The organism is Peribacillus sp. FW305-BF15, assembly GCF_058783805.1.
This window is the reverse complement of record NZ_JBYSYV010000015.1, coordinates 15632-31726: the sequence shown is the minus strand read 5'-3', so window position 1 is coordinate 31726 and position 16095 is coordinate 15632. Positions and strand designations below refer to the sequence as shown.

11 protein-coding genes and 1 pseudogene are annotated in these 16095 nt (G+C 39.0%); 3 read left to right on the top strand and 9 right to left on the bottom strand.

The features are described from left to right. Window positions 1-152: 152 nt before the first annotated feature. On the top strand, window positions 153-344 hold the full coding sequence (locus tag AC3WLU_RS16675; protein ID WP_034314196.1) for an alpha/beta-type small acid-soluble spore protein: 192 nt from the start codon (window positions 153-155) through the stop codon (window positions 342-344). A 51-nt stretch (window positions 345-395) separates the two neighbouring features. Here the strand turns inward: AC3WLU_RS16675 and AC3WLU_RS16670 are convergent, their stop codons facing one another. From AC3WLU_RS16670 to AC3WLU_RS16655, 4 genes are all read right to left on the bottom strand, one after another. Next, the gene (locus AC3WLU_RS16670; protein WP_492597599.1) at window positions 396-1679 is read right to left on the bottom strand and encodes an anti-sigma factor domain-containing protein; all 1284 of its coding nucleotides are present in this window, start codon (window positions 1677-1679) and stop codon (window positions 396-398) included. Then, window positions 1676-2419: an RNA polymerase sigma factor SigI gene (gene sigI / locus AC3WLU_RS16665; RefSeq protein ID WP_054397036.1), complete on the bottom strand. Its 744-nt coding sequence runs from the start codon at window positions 2417-2419 to the stop codon at window positions 1676-1678. The genes AC3WLU_RS16670 and sigI overlap by 4 nt, the downstream gene beginning before the upstream one ends. A gap of 353 nt (window positions 2420-2772) precedes the next feature. Further along, window positions 2773-3555, bottom strand: coding sequence for a TerC family protein (locus AC3WLU_RS16660; protein WP_048689105.1), 783 nt, complete (start codon window positions 3553-3555; stop codon window positions 2773-2775). A gap of 261 nt (window positions 3556-3816) precedes the next feature. After that, a complete protein-coding gene (locus tag AC3WLU_RS16655) occupies window positions 3817-5376 on the bottom strand; it encodes an aldehyde dehydrogenase family protein (RefSeq protein ID WP_492597598.1) in 1560 nt (519 codons plus the stop codon). 779 nt (window positions 5377-6155) lie between these two features. Here AC3WLU_RS16655 and AC3WLU_RS16650 point away from each other — a divergent pair. Next, the gene (locus AC3WLU_RS16650) at window positions 6156-7349 is read left to right on the top strand and encodes an FtsW/RodA/SpoVE family cell cycle protein (protein WP_268936769.1); all 1194 of its coding nucleotides are present in this window, start codon (window positions 6156-6158) and stop codon (window positions 7347-7349) included. Between the two features lie 110 nt (window positions 7350-7459). Here AC3WLU_RS16650 and nhaC read toward each other — a convergent pair whose 3' ends face one another. The 5 genes from nhaC to dcuS form a co-directional block, all read right to left on the bottom strand. Beyond that, window positions 7460-8839, bottom strand: coding sequence for a Na+/H+ antiporter NhaC (gene nhaC / locus AC3WLU_RS16645; RefSeq protein ID WP_492597597.1), 1380 nt, complete (start codon window positions 8837-8839; stop codon window positions 7460-7462). A gap of 693 nt (window positions 8840-9532) precedes the next feature. Next, the gene (locus AC3WLU_RS16640; protein ID WP_034314223.1) at window positions 9533-10480 is read right to left on the bottom strand and encodes an AEC family transporter; all 948 of its coding nucleotides are present in this window, start codon (window positions 10478-10480) and stop codon (window positions 9533-9535) included. 120 nt (window positions 10481-10600) lie between these two features. Next, window positions 10601-12295 (bottom strand): NAD-dependent malic enzyme, encoded by a 1695-nt coding sequence (locus AC3WLU_RS16635; RefSeq protein WP_492597596.1) that lies wholly within the window; start codon window positions 12293-12295, stop codon window positions 10601-10603. 291 nt (window positions 12296-12586) lie between these two features. Continuing rightward, window positions 12587-13294, bottom strand: a complete 708-nt coding sequence (locus AC3WLU_RS16630; protein WP_034314228.1) for a response regulator — start codon at window positions 13292-13294, stop codon at window positions 12587-12589. Between the two features lies 1 nt (window position 13295). Further along, the gene (dcuS, locus tag AC3WLU_RS16625) at window positions 13296-14891 is read right to left on the bottom strand and encodes a DcuS/MalK family sensor histidine kinase (RefSeq protein WP_492597595.1); all 1596 of its coding nucleotides are present in this window, start codon (window positions 14889-14891) and stop codon (window positions 13296-13298) included. A gap of 1018 nt (window positions 14892-15909) precedes the next feature. Here dcuS and AC3WLU_RS16620 point away from each other — a divergent pair. Then, window positions 15910-16086 (top strand): annotated as a pseudogene (locus tag AC3WLU_RS16620) (transposase); the annotation flags it as partial. Window positions 16087-16095 lie beyond the last annotated feature (9 nt).

Genomic DNA, 16095 nt, shown 5'->3' with positions numbered 1-16095 from the left:
TTTTTCCATTCTCTTTTAAAACTGACTTACTTACAACAAAAAGGCAGGTTTACCAATAAGTTTGATGCTGCTCGCATAAGTAAAACTCCACATTCTACTTATACTATCATTACAGCGGCAAAAGCCGTTGAAAAAGTAAAGGGGAGATTCAAATGGCTAACAGCAGTAACAACCTTCTTGTTCCAGGAATCGAACAAGCATTAGAACAAATCAAATATGAAATTGCATCTGAATTCGGTGTACAATTAGGTTCCGATACTTCAGCACGTGCCAATGGTTCAGTTGGCGGAGAAATCACGAAACGTCTTGTACAACAAGCACAATCTCAACTTAAAGGTCAATAATTCACAATTAAATATCCATGGCTAAGAGTCCAGCTGCATGCTGGACTCTTTTTAATGATTATGTCCATTTCCATTTCCATTATTGCCTTTACCCCTTTTCGACTTATCCCAATCTTTCCTATCTTGTTTATACTGCTCACCCTGTTTACCTTGTTTAACTTGTTTACCTTGTTTTTCCTGCCTATCCTGTTTATCTTGTCTATCATGCCTACCCTGTTTATTTTGCTTATTTTTATTGTCGGGCTTTATAGAATCATCACCATTCTTTTCTTTGAGTGATGAAACTTTTTTTTCATCGAACTTTTTATCATTCTGTTCATTTTTCTGCTTGTCCTTTGATTGGTTGCTGTGATATCTATCCGATTTCCCTTTTGACTCGTTGCTTTTTTCCTTATATCCATTTATTGCATTCCGTTTTCCACTTGTATCTTTCCGGTCGGTTTGTTCCTTAATTTTGGTAACTTCCGCGTTTTTCCGTTCAGTCGGTTTGGCTTCATTGGCCGGCTTTTGTTTTATTTCATTTTCATTATTCTCTTTTTTCTTTTCTCCATCCGATTTGTTTTCCGCACTTAGCATTACGCCTTTTTCTTTCGGAATAACAACGTTTTCCTCGACTTTTTTAACTGGCGCCGGGGCAGGCTCCCTCTTATTGACCTTTATCTTATCTTTATCTTCATTCAACTTCTTTTCGAGATACTTACCCGTGGATATGCCTTGTTCCCTAGCTTGCTTCCGATCGCTTTTTGTTGCCTGGATCACTTTCATCTTTGTTTTGGAAACATTATCCTGCTCAGATATTTCTTTTATCTCCGCTTTCAAATTCTTATCCAGTTCTTTATTTTTTTCCATTAACGTTGTGGAAACGACTATTTGTTTATTTCCTTTCAAATAACCAAGTTGCTTCGTCGTTTCAACGATTCGGTTTGTAACAGCCTTTATATCCTTGCCTTTCCAGTCCTTCAGCTGACCGATAACAAGCTTTCCGTCTTCATTTAATCCTGTAAGCTTAAGAACTTCTAAATCATCGTCAAGCTCCAATTCAATGCTTGGATTCACATCTATCGTCATATATGCCGACACAGGACCAGAGAAATAAGAAGGAAGAATTGAAAAGAGAATCAGAAAGGTGGAGGCAATGCTTAGCACGGCCGTTTTTTTGAAAGATGAATGAATATTGGAAAAGGCTAAAGTGAATTTTTGTTTTGCAGGTGAAAAAGTGATTTCCTCACCCACTTCATATTCCCTTTCCTGCCTTTTGGTTTTCAGAAATTCACCCTCGGGGGTCAATAGGGTTACAAATCGTTTATTAACTGAAAGAATAACTCCTTTTTTCATTCATCGATAGCCCCTTTTATATAATCATTCAAATACAAAAAATCTCCGTTTATTATGATTGCCACGGCAATGATGTATTTTCTGTTCCGTTCAATCGTTTTTCTGCTTACTTCCACTTTTCCCTCAAGCTGTTTTACGGGCAGCCGCTTTTTTGCAAACAGGATTTCCTTCAGTTCGTCATCTTCCATTAACAATTTAGCGATCATAATAGCTCCCTTCCTGGCATCTGCATGTTTGGGAGAGTTTTCAACTAAATCCTCAAATGACAGACCAAAATCCTCTAGATGGCTTATATAAAGCTGAATTTCTTCTTTTCTTCTTTCCGATTCCTTCTGCATCTCGTATTCATTGATGGAATTTTCATTATCGATATATATTTGGCTTTGATCATTCTCATCATTCAGTGTTAAATCCAATAGGATTTCTTTATGTTTGGACTGGCTTCTTAAATAATCTATAACCCTTCGTTTAACGAGGGTTTCGGCAAATGCCAATAAAGAACGGCCTTTTTCCGGGGAGTATTTTTCAATTGCCTCGTTAAAAGCAATCATTCCAATACTGAATTCATCATCTGATTCGTATATGTAACGTTTGCAAACCGATGAGACTGTTTTTGCAATAAAAGGTTTGAATGACTCTATAGTATCATTACGAAGGCTATTATCGCCTTGTTGAATTTTCAATACGGTTTCTTCTAAAGAACGCTTTTTTTTGAATGCTGTAAACAACAAACCAAGCATTTGCTCACCTCGCTCCTGTTGAACATAAAATACGCATCAACATACTTATCTTAAGCGGAGGGAGTCTAAAAGACAGTACCAAAAGAACTATTTTTGCGATAAAAATGAAATCACACAATTTATCAACATGATAAAATACTTAGTTTTTTCTCGTTTGTTACAGTGCAATTACAGTAAAATATCTTTTTCCGTTTTTTTGCCCAATACAATGGGACAATTGTCATTTTTATAACCGGAATTTAATATTCACATCTTTTAACATATCATTCGTAAACATACCTGGGCTTTTGAGGGTCATCTCCATAAATACTTTAAGAAGCAAAAAAAATAGGCGTGACCAGCACGCCTGTTTTTTACGCTTCCTGTATTTTTTTCTCTTCTTTCTCTTTTTTTTCTTTTTTGCTTGAAATGATCCATGCACCTGCTGCAATTCCAATCAATACAGTCCAGAAAATCGATTTCCAAAGAGTTGATTCAGGGAAATGATGATCAATGAAAGCAAGTGAAGGGTGTGCAAGTGTGTGTACCGCCAATTTCACACCAACCCAACCCACAATCAAAAATGCTGCCGTTTCAAGAGAAGGACGTCGATGAAGCAGCTTAACGAACGCATTTGCTGCAAATCGCATAATGATCAACCCGATCATGCCGCCGAGGAACATGACAGCGAATTGCCCTCCGTCAATACCGCCGACTTTCATCCAGCCTGTTGCAGGAAGTGTAACAGCCAGCGCGACGGCAGCCAACATGGAATCGATTGCGAAAGCGATATCAGCCGCTTCAACCTTTACCACGGTCATCCAGAAGCCGGATTGCTTTTTAGGTTTCGTGATTTCCTTCTCACCTTTACCAGCGTATTTTTTGTAAATGTGCTGAAAAGCGATGAAAAGTAAATAAATCGCACCGATTGCTTGAACTTGCCACACCTCGACCAGAAAGGAAATAAGGAATAGACTGGCAAAACGGAAAACAAAAGCTCCCATCAGACCATAAAACAAGGCTTTCCGCTGTTGTTCTTTTGGCAAATGCTTAACCATAACAGCCATGACGACTGCATTATCTGCAGCCAGTATCCCTTCTAATCCAACCAAGATAAGTAGGACCCAGCCATATTCCAATAACATTGATGCTTCCATCCATTCAACCTCCAATAGTGGTATTTCCTTCCTATTGGCATTGGCAAAAAGAAAAAGACCTCTGCCGTATAGGCAAAGGTCTTGCTGAACATGAAATCATGTCAACAAAGCCGATGAATGTTTAACATTCACGTAATGACGACTTTGTTTTAGGGCGAACCCTAACGCTACTCCCCTTTGAAAAGGAAAATCAGTTATTAAGTATATTAATAGTATACGCGCTCGTTATGAAAATAACAATCTTTTTTTTATAAACGGATCTCATTTTCTGGTCCTTTTGGATAATTTTATCAACGATAAATATTCTTTGCCGAAACGAATCCAGTTCGGTTTGGCAGAAAAATAGTTCTGAAACAGCGATAAAAAACTCGTGTATTTCCCTTCATATGGATACCATTGTATTTCTGTATCGTTTTTCCCTTTATCGATCATGATTGCTTTTTCATGGCAGAAAATCTTCAATCCATGCTCGCCATGATAGCGGCCAACCCCACTTTGTTTGGCACCGCCAAATGGTAAATGATGATTAGCAACCGTAATCAGCACATCATTGATCGTCACCGCACCGGTTACTAACCGTGATGCAATCCGACTTGCTTTTTCCCTATCCATTGTCCAAACGCTGGAATTGAGTCCATATTCACTTTCATTTGCCAGGGCGATCACTTCTTCCTCCGTATCGAAAGGCATAACAGGCAACACGGGTCCGAACGTTTCTTCTTTCATGATTTTCATGGAATGATCGACATTGGAAAGAATCGTCGGCGGAATGAAATGGGTCTGCCCCGTTTTCCACTCTTTCGGAGGTGTTCCGGTTTCAAGTACCGCCCCTTTATTCAGTGCATCCTCCAGTTGGTCAGCCACAATATCGACTTGTTTAGGGAAAGTCATTGATCCGATATCATCCTGCGATTGCACCCCCTGCCTCATGGACTTCGTTTTTTCTTTAAGAAGCATCAGGAATTCCTTATAAACAGGACGTTCCACATAAACCCTTTCAACACTCATGCACACCTGCCCACTATTTGTGAAAGCCCCCCAAAGAGCCCCGTTCACAGCCCGTTCCAGGTTAGCATCACGCAGAACGATCATCGGATCCTTACCGCCAAGCTCCAAAGTCGTTGGGATCAGGTCTCTTGCTGCAACCTCACCAATCATTTTTCCGGTCCTTACAGATCCAGTAAAAAATATATAATCTGGTTTTTGCTCAGTTAATGCCGCACCCAATTCTTTCCCTCCATGGGCAAACTGTATTGTTCCTTCTGGGAAACCAGCTTCAAGAAACAGATTTTCGATGCACGCCCCAACTAAAGGAGTTACCTCTGATGGTTTGGCGATGACAGTATTTCCAGCCGCTAGGGCATTAAGAATGGGAACCATGGAAAGCTGCAGCGGATAATTCCAGGGTGAAATGACGAGAATCGTTCCACGGGGCATATAATGGACATAAGATTTTTTACCAATTAACAAGAGTGGAGTGGTGACCTTCCGCCCGGAAAGAGTTTTTACTGCATGTTTCTCGATATGCTTGATTGCATCGATCGTTGGCATGATGTCAGCAACCAGCGCTTCAATTTTCACTTTTCCCGCATCTTTTGAAATGACTTCTGCTATTTCATCCATCCTTTCAACCATCAATAAACGGAGCCGTTTTAAATAGTGCAGCCGTTCCTTGATGGGAAGATTCGACCATGATTGGAACGCATGTCTTGATTTCATATATATATGAGGAATCGAATTCAATGGTGTTGGGACGATTTCCGCAATCTTCTCACCTGTTACCGGAGAAAACACTTCCAACTTGTCATGTATTTCTTCCATAACTACTCCCCTTGCTTTAACTTTTTTTATCGGTACTCCATATCATTTTTATGCTTTAAATAAAGATCGACCGAGGAGGAACACCTCCTCTGAAATGCAGCAAAACTTATCGGCTGCACAGCTCTCAAAACGCCCTTTTAAAAGTGAAATTAGGATGCCTGGAAGAATTGATTAGAGCGCCTGAGCACTTTTCTTGAACAGATATACGTTCTTATACTTCACAAAACGTACGAAAATTCTCCCCTGAACCCTCTTTATATAATGCCAGAGACAAAGCAGCCTGTATAATATAATCGCTTGGAACCAACTTCACAACCGGTTCTTTCTCTTCATAAGATTCCTGACCGACTCCCTGCCGCTTAATCGGTGTATTCCCCTTAAGATGAATTACACTAACAAATTCGTTTACAGTTTACAGTAGCCACTGCATCACATCACGTTTTACAACTCAATTGGTGAAGCTCCATGAATCCACCTCCATCGCAAATACCATTAACTAGTAAACTTCCAGACATGATAGCACTTTAAAATGGAATATATAGTAAATTTTTTTCGTTATTAAAAGGAATATTCACTTTTTTATCGAAGGTAATATATAAGAATCAGAATCGAAATTCTGCTAATCCGGCAGACAAGTTTATCGGTTTTAGTGTTTAATACCGGGTAATGGAGGATAAATTCATATTATCGAATATAAATTATTATCTATATAACCGATTTTCCGTTACTATATAAGAAGGCGATTTTTTCGCGCATACATATTTGAGGTGAGCGCACAAGTGAAAAGAATAATTAAAGCATACGACTTCCCTATTTTCATCGCTGTCGTATTACTCTGTTTGTTTGGTTTAGTCATGATTTACAGTTCGAGCATGGTCACTGCTGTCGCTCGATACGGCCAGTCCATGGATTACTTCTTTGAGAAACAAAAAACGGCCTTTCTCATTTCATTCGTGGCAATGATCGTCACGATGATTCTTCCTTATAAGATGTACAAAAACAAAATGTTCTTGATGTCTATGATGTTTGGCATGGCCGGTATCCTTTTCCTGTTGTTTGTCTTCGGCCATACAGCAGGAAATGCCACAAGCTGGTTCAAGTTAGGGACAGCATCGATACAACCTGCGGAATTTTCCAAGTTAGCCATGATCATTTATCTGGCAGCCATTTACGGAAAAAGGCAGGATCGAATCAATAGTATTGATAAAGCCGTCATCCCGCCGATTTTCTTTCTGGTATTCATCTGCTTTTTAATCGGAATACAGCCTGATTATGGAACGGCAGCGGTCATTTTCCTGATTTCAAGTACCATGATCATTTCATCCGGGATGTCTTTTAAGAGTATATTCAAACTCTCTTTGATCACTGCGATATTCGTTGCCATATTTGCATTGGGGGTGCTCGTGACAGGAAATTTCTCAGCCGTTCTTTCTGAAAATAAGTTATCCCGTTTTACCGGGTTTGCAGACCCTTTCGGAAAGGCAGGAGAAAGCGGGTATCAACTCGTGAATTCCTTATTCGCAATAGGATCCGGCGGCCTTACTGGAGTGGGACTTGGTGACAGTGTACAAAAATACGGGTACCTGCCTGAATCACATACTGATTTCATCATGGCCGTCATTGCAGAAGAGCTCGGGATATTCGGAGTGGGATTCGTTCTATTGACACTGGGTTTTATCGTCCTGAGGGGATTTGTACTTTCAGCCAAATGCAAAGATCCATTTGGAAGTCTTTTATTGATCGGCATCTCATCCATGATCGGCATTCAAGTCGGTATCAACGTCGGCGGAGTGACCGGACTTATCCCTATTACAGGGATCACCCTTCCATTCATCAGTTATGGAGGATCTTCCTTACTGCTGCTCATGCTTTCAATGGGCATATTCCAAAATGTCGTCATGCGAATGAATTTACTTGAACAGAAAGAAAAAGTCGTATCCATCCCAAAAGATGAGATCGCATCTTCAAAATAAACGATCAAATACCCCTGTCATTTCTGTTCATGGCAGGGGTTTCCCTTCTCAATAAGGTTATGGAAGTTATCACAAAAAAAACAGGCAGTCGAATCCGACCGCCTGTTTTTTCATTTATAATGGATACCGATTTTAGTAAAGCCAGAAATCAGGCTAAGCAAAGGACAAAGTAGGCAGAAAAATGCAAACGGAGCATATTCAAGGGTTGAAACACCCAATACCTGTGTCAGGAATACACCGCAGACACCCCAAGGAACCAAAGGATTCACAACTGTTCCCGCATCTTCAAGTACCCTCGCAAGCGTTTTGGGCTGCAGGCCTAAATCTTCATATTTCTGTTGAAAAGCTTTCCCAGGCAGTATAACTGACAAATACTGTTCACCCACTAGGAAATTCACGCTGATTCCTGCAAATACAGTAGCGGAAATCACTTTCGCTACACTCGTCAATGAATCCTGGATTGCATTTAAAATAGAAGGTATGACTCCCAATTCAAACAATAATCCGCCCATCGCCAATGCCAGCAACACCATCGAAACGGAGAACATCATACTTTCAATTCCGCCCCGCGATAGGATTGAGTCAAGTTGTTCCATTCCACTCTTCAGTACAAAACCGCCGTATAAGATATCCGCTAGTTTTGCAACCGTCAAACTTGGGGTTTGTATGAAAGCAATGACAGCCGCCGAAATGATTCCTGCTGACAATGTCGGAATCGCTGACACCTTTTTCAAAGCCATGATTAGAACGATGACAAACGGAATCAAACTCCATATGCTTATATTCGTTTCCATTTCCAGGACTTTGGTCATGGCTTCGATTTCCTCAACGCGAGCAACTTTGACATTCGGTGAAAGGAAGTAAAAGATGATAAGCGATATGAAAAAACCTGGAATCGTAGTCCAAAGCATATTATTAATATGTTCAAATAATGGTGCTCCAACCGTTCCTGATGCAAGGTTGGTAGAGTCGGATAATGGAGACATTTTATCGCCAAGAAAAGCACCGGAAATGATAGCACCTGCTGTAATCGCCAACGATAAATCCATCGCCGCCGCCATCCCTATCAAAGCAACGCCGATTGTTGCTGATGTTGTAAGTGAACTCCCGATACAGAGCCCAATTAGCGAACACACCAGAAATGTGATTGCATAGAAATATTCACCAGAAATCCAGTCAAACCCATAGAACATGATGGTAGGGATTGTCCCACTTGCCATCCAGATCGAAATCAGCATTCCAATGAAAAAGAATATATAGATGGCTCCCATACCAGTGCCTGCACCTTTTACGATAGCTGCCTCCATAATCGAAAATGGCAGCTTCTTGAACTTTCCATAAACAAATAGAAATAGGATTGCCGCTATAATTGGAATATGGGGGGCAAGTCCATAATGAATGATGCCAGTTGCAATGATTAAGAAAAGAACTGCCAAAACCCCGATTGCTTCAGGTAAGGAGAGTTTTAGCTTTGCATCTTCAAGACGCATGATGTATTTCCCCGCTTTCATGTTGTGTATTCACTGAGGTAAGGATCGGACCTTTTCACTCCTCATAATTACTGAAACGCTTTTAAGCACTAAAGTTACTAGCTAAATATAAAGGAGTTTCAGGTGATTGTCAAAGGAATAATAATCTATTTTAGTAGAATTCGATTCTTCATTCCTTTTTATCACAAAACGAAAACCCATACTTTGCTTCGTATCGGCTCAGCCTAGTATACCCTAAGATATAGTCCTCTTCTTTGCTTTGCCCCCAAATAAGGCCCTGTCTTAATCCAATACCGATGTAACCGTTCCTGATCATAGATAATTTGGCTTTTAACTATGATTCCTGGACGCCGAAGATTTAGATTTAAAATTTCATCAACTGCTGCATTCGAATGTGTAATTACACAAATTCTTTTATTATAACCTTATTTTGATTTATAGCGAATTTTTGCAATTGATACTTTTTGCGACGCATTTTCCTGGGCTTATACCTTTATTAAAACGCCATCCACGCCTTTTAAACTATCTATTTTATTATTTTACCTTTACCTTTACCTTTAACATAGCCTTAAATAAAAATAGCCAACATCTCCTCTTTTCAAAAAAAGGTTAATGTTATACAATAAGTTTGTTAAACATTTCACAAACTTCCGTTAAAAAGTATCCATCCAAGAAGGATGGATACTTAGAAGGCTACATTAACAAGGATATATAGATAGGTAATGTAATTAAAGATAGAATGGTACTAATTACAAATGAAGATGCTGTTTCAGTTGATAACGAATCAAATCTAGTTGAGATCATTGCCGCTACAGCAGATCCCGGAAATGATACTAGCAAAATGGCTTTAATTGTATCTGCATGATCAAGGCCAATTAGATGAGCAACCAGAATCATATATAATGGAATAGCCACAACTTTTAAAATGGAAATACCAAAAGCAATTGGTCGTAAGCTAATCTTACGGATACCCACGGTTACACCAACAGCAAATAATGCAACCCCAGATGTCACTGACCCAATTTGATCGAGCGCATTTTTTATGATATCCGGTGCCTGGAACCCTAATAGTGTTAATACAACAGCAAGTAAGGGAATACATGCAAGCGGTTCGCTAAGACCATGCAAAACGATACCCAGAATGTTTGTTTTTTCATCTTTAGATTTACCCAATCCGGATTGTCCGACCGTACCAACTATTGTTGCCAATGGATCCAGAAGGGCATTCACCACAATACCGGTAATCGCAATAGGTATAGCTATCTCTTGCGCCCCAAACAAGCTGCCTAATACAGATATCCCCATAAAAGCAAAGGCTGGCTGAGTTGCGTTTAATGAAAACATAGATGCTTTAGTTAAATCGAATTTAAACACCAAACGAGCAACTATTAAAAGGATAATGTAAAAGCCAATAACACCTATGGTCATAGTTAAGAAAAATGACCATTGATTAATTAAGGTTTGTTTTGAGGTTGTTGTGATCCCAATGAATAAGTGTGCAGGTAATGCAAATTTTGTAACTAACGTGTTAAGCCCTTTGGATGATTCTGAATTAAAAACTTTAAAATACCCACCCAAATAACCAATAATAATTGTAAAAAAGATTGGTATTAATGTTAAAAATATATTCCCAATATTCACTCGAGATGCACTTCTCTTTCCAAATAAATTGTCCGATTTAAAAGATTACTATGACTGACTTATACGGAGATTCCCCTAAAACGGATCCCCTTTCTTTTGAGACAACAAAATGATCTGGATTTATTTCCCACGAATAGTTTTGTACTCCGGCTTCCACATGGATTCTGTTATTGCTTTTTCAATATCTGTTATATCCGCTTTCGCAATGCCTTCTTCAATGGCAGTCTTTGCCACTTCAATGGCTACAGATTTAGAAACCTCTTGCAATTGTTTGATTGAAGGGAGTAAAGAAGCACCAGGCTTACTGCTATCCGATAATCTTGAAACAGCAGATGAGGCTGCTGCAAGCATTCCCTTAGAGACTTTTGTTGCTTCTGCGACAATTGCACCAAGTCCAAGTCCTGGGAAAATATATGCATTATTAGATTGTCCGATTGAATAAATCACATCATTATAGTCAACATCATCAAACGGGCTTCCTGTCGCTATTAAGGCTTTACCTTGAGTCCACTTTATCAGGTCTTCAGGAACAGCTTCCGCTAAGGAAGTCGGATTTGACATCGGCATAATTATAGGATGTTCCACGTGCTTTGCCATTTCTTTTACAACTTCTTCTGAGAAAGCCCCTGTTTGACCAGAAGTGCCGATTAAGATGGTTGGTTTAACCTTTTTTATTACCTCTAATAATGGAATAATTCCGACTTCATTCCGCTCCCAGTCCTCGACTTCCTCAGCTTTCCGGCAATACGACTTTTGGAATTTCAAAACATCTGGAATGTCATCTATCAACAATCCACGATAATCGACGGCCCAAAAGTTACCATATGCCTCTTCTCTGGAAACGCCATCTAGGATCATGGCTTCAACCATTTGATCAGCATTACCGATTCCTGCTGCACCTGGACCAAAAACAACCACCCTTTGTTCCTTTAAAGGAACACCAGTTACTTGTAAGGCAGACATTACGGCGGCTAGTGTTACTGCACCTGTACCTTGTATATCATCATTAAAAGTGAGAATTTTCTCGCCATAATTATCGATTATATTTCGTGCATTTATATTTCCTAAGTCTTCCCAGTGAAGTAATGCCCTTGGGAAGAAGGCTTGAGACATTTTAACAAATAAATCAATGAATTCGGTGTATTCATCACCGCGAACACGCCCAAACCTGTTACCAATATACAGTGGATCACTAATCAGGCTTTCATTGTCTGTCCCAACATCCAGGACAATAGGCAGCACCCTGCTTGGATCAATTCCCGCAGCTGCTGTGTAGACTGCCAATTTGCCAATGGCTATGTTAATTCCACCAACTCCCTGATCTCCGATTCCAAGAATACTTTCAGAATCTGTAACAACTATTAAATCGATATCATCAGATGAAAGGTCCAGGTTATTAAATGCATCTGCCATTCCCTCCATATTATCAATAGATAGGTAAAGACCTCCTGGACGGTGATATTCCTGGGAGTACTGTTGAATAGCCTCTCCTACAGTAGGTGTGTAAATGATCGGCAGTATTTCACTTAGATGTTCTTTAAGTAGACGGTAAAACAGGACCACATTCCTATTAAATAAATCATATAACATTCCATTCTTCCGAATATTGCTCGGTTGAGTGGAGAATTGTTCATAAGCTCTTTTTACTTGTTCCTCAAGAGTAAGCACCTGGGATGGTAGCAAGCCTACCAATCCTAGCTCCTTTCTTTCTTCCTTAGTGAAAGCGACCCCTTTATTAATAAATGGGTTTGACAGAACACCTTTTCCTCTTAAAGTTGTAACCAAACCCGTTTTTGTCTTTTCATAAGCTGTCATAGACGTTCCCTCTTCCTAAAAATGTATATTTAAAAATGATCATTACCAGGCAATAGAGTATATTCTTCCCTGGGGAAGTGTAATTACTAAAAGAAAACTGTAAAAAGGAAAATAAATATACAGCACAAAAATAATATTTCCTCATTACTGATTATTTGTTCAATCTTGTGAAAAATTTATAAATAACTCAATCGCCAGACTATATCTTAGTAGTCATTTACGGAGGACACTAGCTTATTTAACTAATTTTAGTATTATGTAATTAAAAAAAGTAAGCAGCACTTTGGCTGCTTACAGATAACGTTGAATAATATGGCTCTTTTCATCATTAAATTTGTGTTGGGAGACTGGTCGGCCTACCGTTCCATAGATTACCTTAACATCAAGGACACCGATATCCTTCATGAATTTTAAATATTTCCTTACTGATACCCTGGATATACCCGCCACATTTACGACTTCCTCTGTTGAAAAGGGAGAATTTTTAAATACCTGTATCACATTCCATATAATCTTTAAGGTATCTTGTGCTAATCCTTTCGGTAATTCCTCTGGTAAATGAATTTCTTCTTGATGCAAAATTCGATAATCCAATTCTTCTTGATTTAGCATATTTTTATCTTGAATAAAATCTGATTTGTTCCGATATGCTGATAAGGCCGCGTTAAAACGGTCAAATTCAAACGGCTTAATTAAATAATCAACAGCACCTAGTCTTAATGCTTTCTGAATCCTCTCAATGTCCGACGCAGCAGAAATGACAATAACATCTATCTCTTTTTCACTTTCTCGAATTTGCGAGAGTAAATCGAGTCCATTTTTCCCAGGCATGAAAATGTCTAATAGAACTAACCCTATTCTTTGAACTTCCAATACATTCAGAGCTTGATCCACTGAGGAACAGACAGCAGCTAATTCGTAGCCATCGACTTGATTCAAATAGCGCTTATTGAACTCTGCAACCATCGGGTCATCTTCTACGATCATTACCTTAATCATCCTACATCATCCTTGCTTTGTATGGTATATAAACCACAAACGTTGTTTCTTGACCTTCTTTTGAACTAATATTGAGATCTCCTCCTAGCTTATCCAGGCTTGCCTTAACTAAATATAAACCAATCCCCCTGTCCTCTCCTTTCGTTGTATATCCTTTTTGAAGGATATGATTAAGATTGGCATCAGATATTCCCTGTCCAGTATCATGAACTTCAATAGTTAAAATATCATCTGCATAATCAAACTTTAATTCAATTCGTTTAACGGGCCTTTTTTCTACTGCTTCTATAGCATTGTCAATCAAATTTCCTATTATCGTAATTAGCTCATGAGTAATAGCTGCATTTTCTGGTTCGGGCAATTGAAAGTCAGAGGATAATGCCAGCTTAGCACCTGCTTCCCTTGCATAACTTAGTTTTCCAATTAAAAAACCGGCTAGTACTGGATCTTTAACGGTTTTGGTAATAAAGCCAATCTCGTTTTCTCTGTGGTCAACAAGATCACTAATATATGCTGCAAGCTGATCATAATAATGCATATGCACCATACCAAGTATTACATGAAGTTTGTTCATGAATTCGTGCGACTGGGCCCTTAACGATTCAGCATATAAGCGGACTCCAGTCAGCTGTTCCGCCAGCAGATGTATTTCTGTTTTATCACGAAATGTAGCCACGGCCCCTACGATTTCATCCTTCACAAATACCGGTACCCTATTCACTAGTAAGACACTATCTTTTAAATCCTGCTCTTTATCTAATTCGACTATTCCGGTCTCCAGGATTCTATCCAGGTTTGAGTCAGGCATATAACTAGTTACCTTTTTACCCGTTGGATTTTCATTAATGCCCGCTTTCTGAAATATCTTTAAAGCTGCTTTGTTTACGAGGGTAATGGTTGAACTCTGATCTACCGCTATGATCCCCTCTCGAACTGATTGTAAAATGGCATTTCGCTCTTTTAGAACCTTCGCAATAGCAAAAGGTTCCAGCCCAAATAATATTTTCTTAATATACCTTGCCAAAAGTATTGCGCCGGCAATTCCGGTCAATATTCCAAAAACGGTTCCTACATAAATATTAAGACGGCTTTTTAAAACAGCATCATTAACTTTTTGAAGGGAAATACCGACCACCACGGCTCCAATTTGATTATCCTCTGAATCATAAACAGGGGTGAAAGAACGCAAAGACCTGCCTAAAGTTCCTTTGGAAATAGAGATGTGCTCTCTACCTCGTAATACATCTTTCTCATCCCCTCCAACAAATTTTTTCCCTATTTTACTTGGATCGGGGTGAGTTTTCCGGATTCCATTATTATCGATTATTACTACAAATTCTACATCTGTCGATTTTTTAATCCTATTGGTAAATTGCTGAACTTCCTGATTGTTTTCACTTCCACTTAACGCTTCGATTACAAGCGGGGTTTGTGCTGCCATGCGTGCCACGTTTACTGCTTTTTCAGTCTGGCTCTTTTCTATAGTATCTGCAACTGTTTGGCTAATGAGAATATCTGTAATGAATAATGAGAGGGCTACCACCCCACACACCAGTATCATAATAGTAAACTGTAGACTCCATTTACCTTTCTTCACTTCTACACACCTCTTTGGTCTAAAAACTCTATTAATTTTAAGGGATACTTTTATGTTAATTATGTTCATTTTGCTTACATCACACAATTATTCTGTACTGTATCAAGTTCAAAAAGGTAGCCAAGTGATTTAAATCAATTAAGAGAAGATATATATAACCTAACCATTTGCTAATGTATCCTTAAAAACACTGATTCAACCGCAATATTTTCCAAATAATAAAACAGACTATACCTTCGTAGGCTTGGATATAAATTAATTATTCCCCTTTAATGTCTGAACCCAACTTACCTCGATAGTTCAATATAAGTAATTTTTGCCCATACTCCTCCTGCACCAAGGTTAAATCCACAAGTTTTCTATTAGTATTATGCGGTTCATAAGAAGTTTAGCGGAATATCCCAGCAATTCTTACAATGCTCGAAGTTACTATGATTTTCTTATTTAACCTTTCCAATTAGTTACTATTTAATTTTCAAAAATACAGCTGTATACCATCTTCTATCTCCATGTTTCCGTATATCTAAAATCGACATGTTTAAAACAGGAGGAATGATTAAAATACACGCATTTTCAACAGATTTCAAAACAACAAAGTAATAAAGAGAGTACTCAAGAATCTTCTACCCTATCTAGACTTTTTGACCAAAAAGGGTCGTCATTTTCCCTAGTATGGAAACATGTTTAAGGTACTATCAAAAAAACCTTTCGATATTTAAACAATACCCCAGATAAAGGAAAAAGCCCGTGTATAAAACACGGGCTTTCAGACTGTAGACAAACTCGATGAAAATCGAGTTTGTCTATTTTTATGGCCTGTACAATTTGGACGTTGATTTCCACTACAGGCACTCGCTTTCCGCGGGCGGTCGGGGAGCCTCCTCGGCTTTCGCCTGCGGGGTCTCCCCTAGACGCGCTTTTCCCGCAGGAGTCTCGAACACCCGCTCCAATCAACTTTTTCTTACCTTTTAGACAGAACACTTTTGCCTAGAGTCATTTTTGTCTTAAAATAGAAGTATCAAAACGTAATGAAACGATTGAGCGTGTATTCGCAGATGCAAAAGAAAAGCATGGTATGCGTTGGACTACTTTAAGGGGACTTAAAAAATTGTCAATGCAGGCGATGCTTACTTTCGCTGCCATTAATTTAAAGAAGATGGCCAATTGGACATGGCGAGGTCCAAAAATGGCCTAACATGTGGGC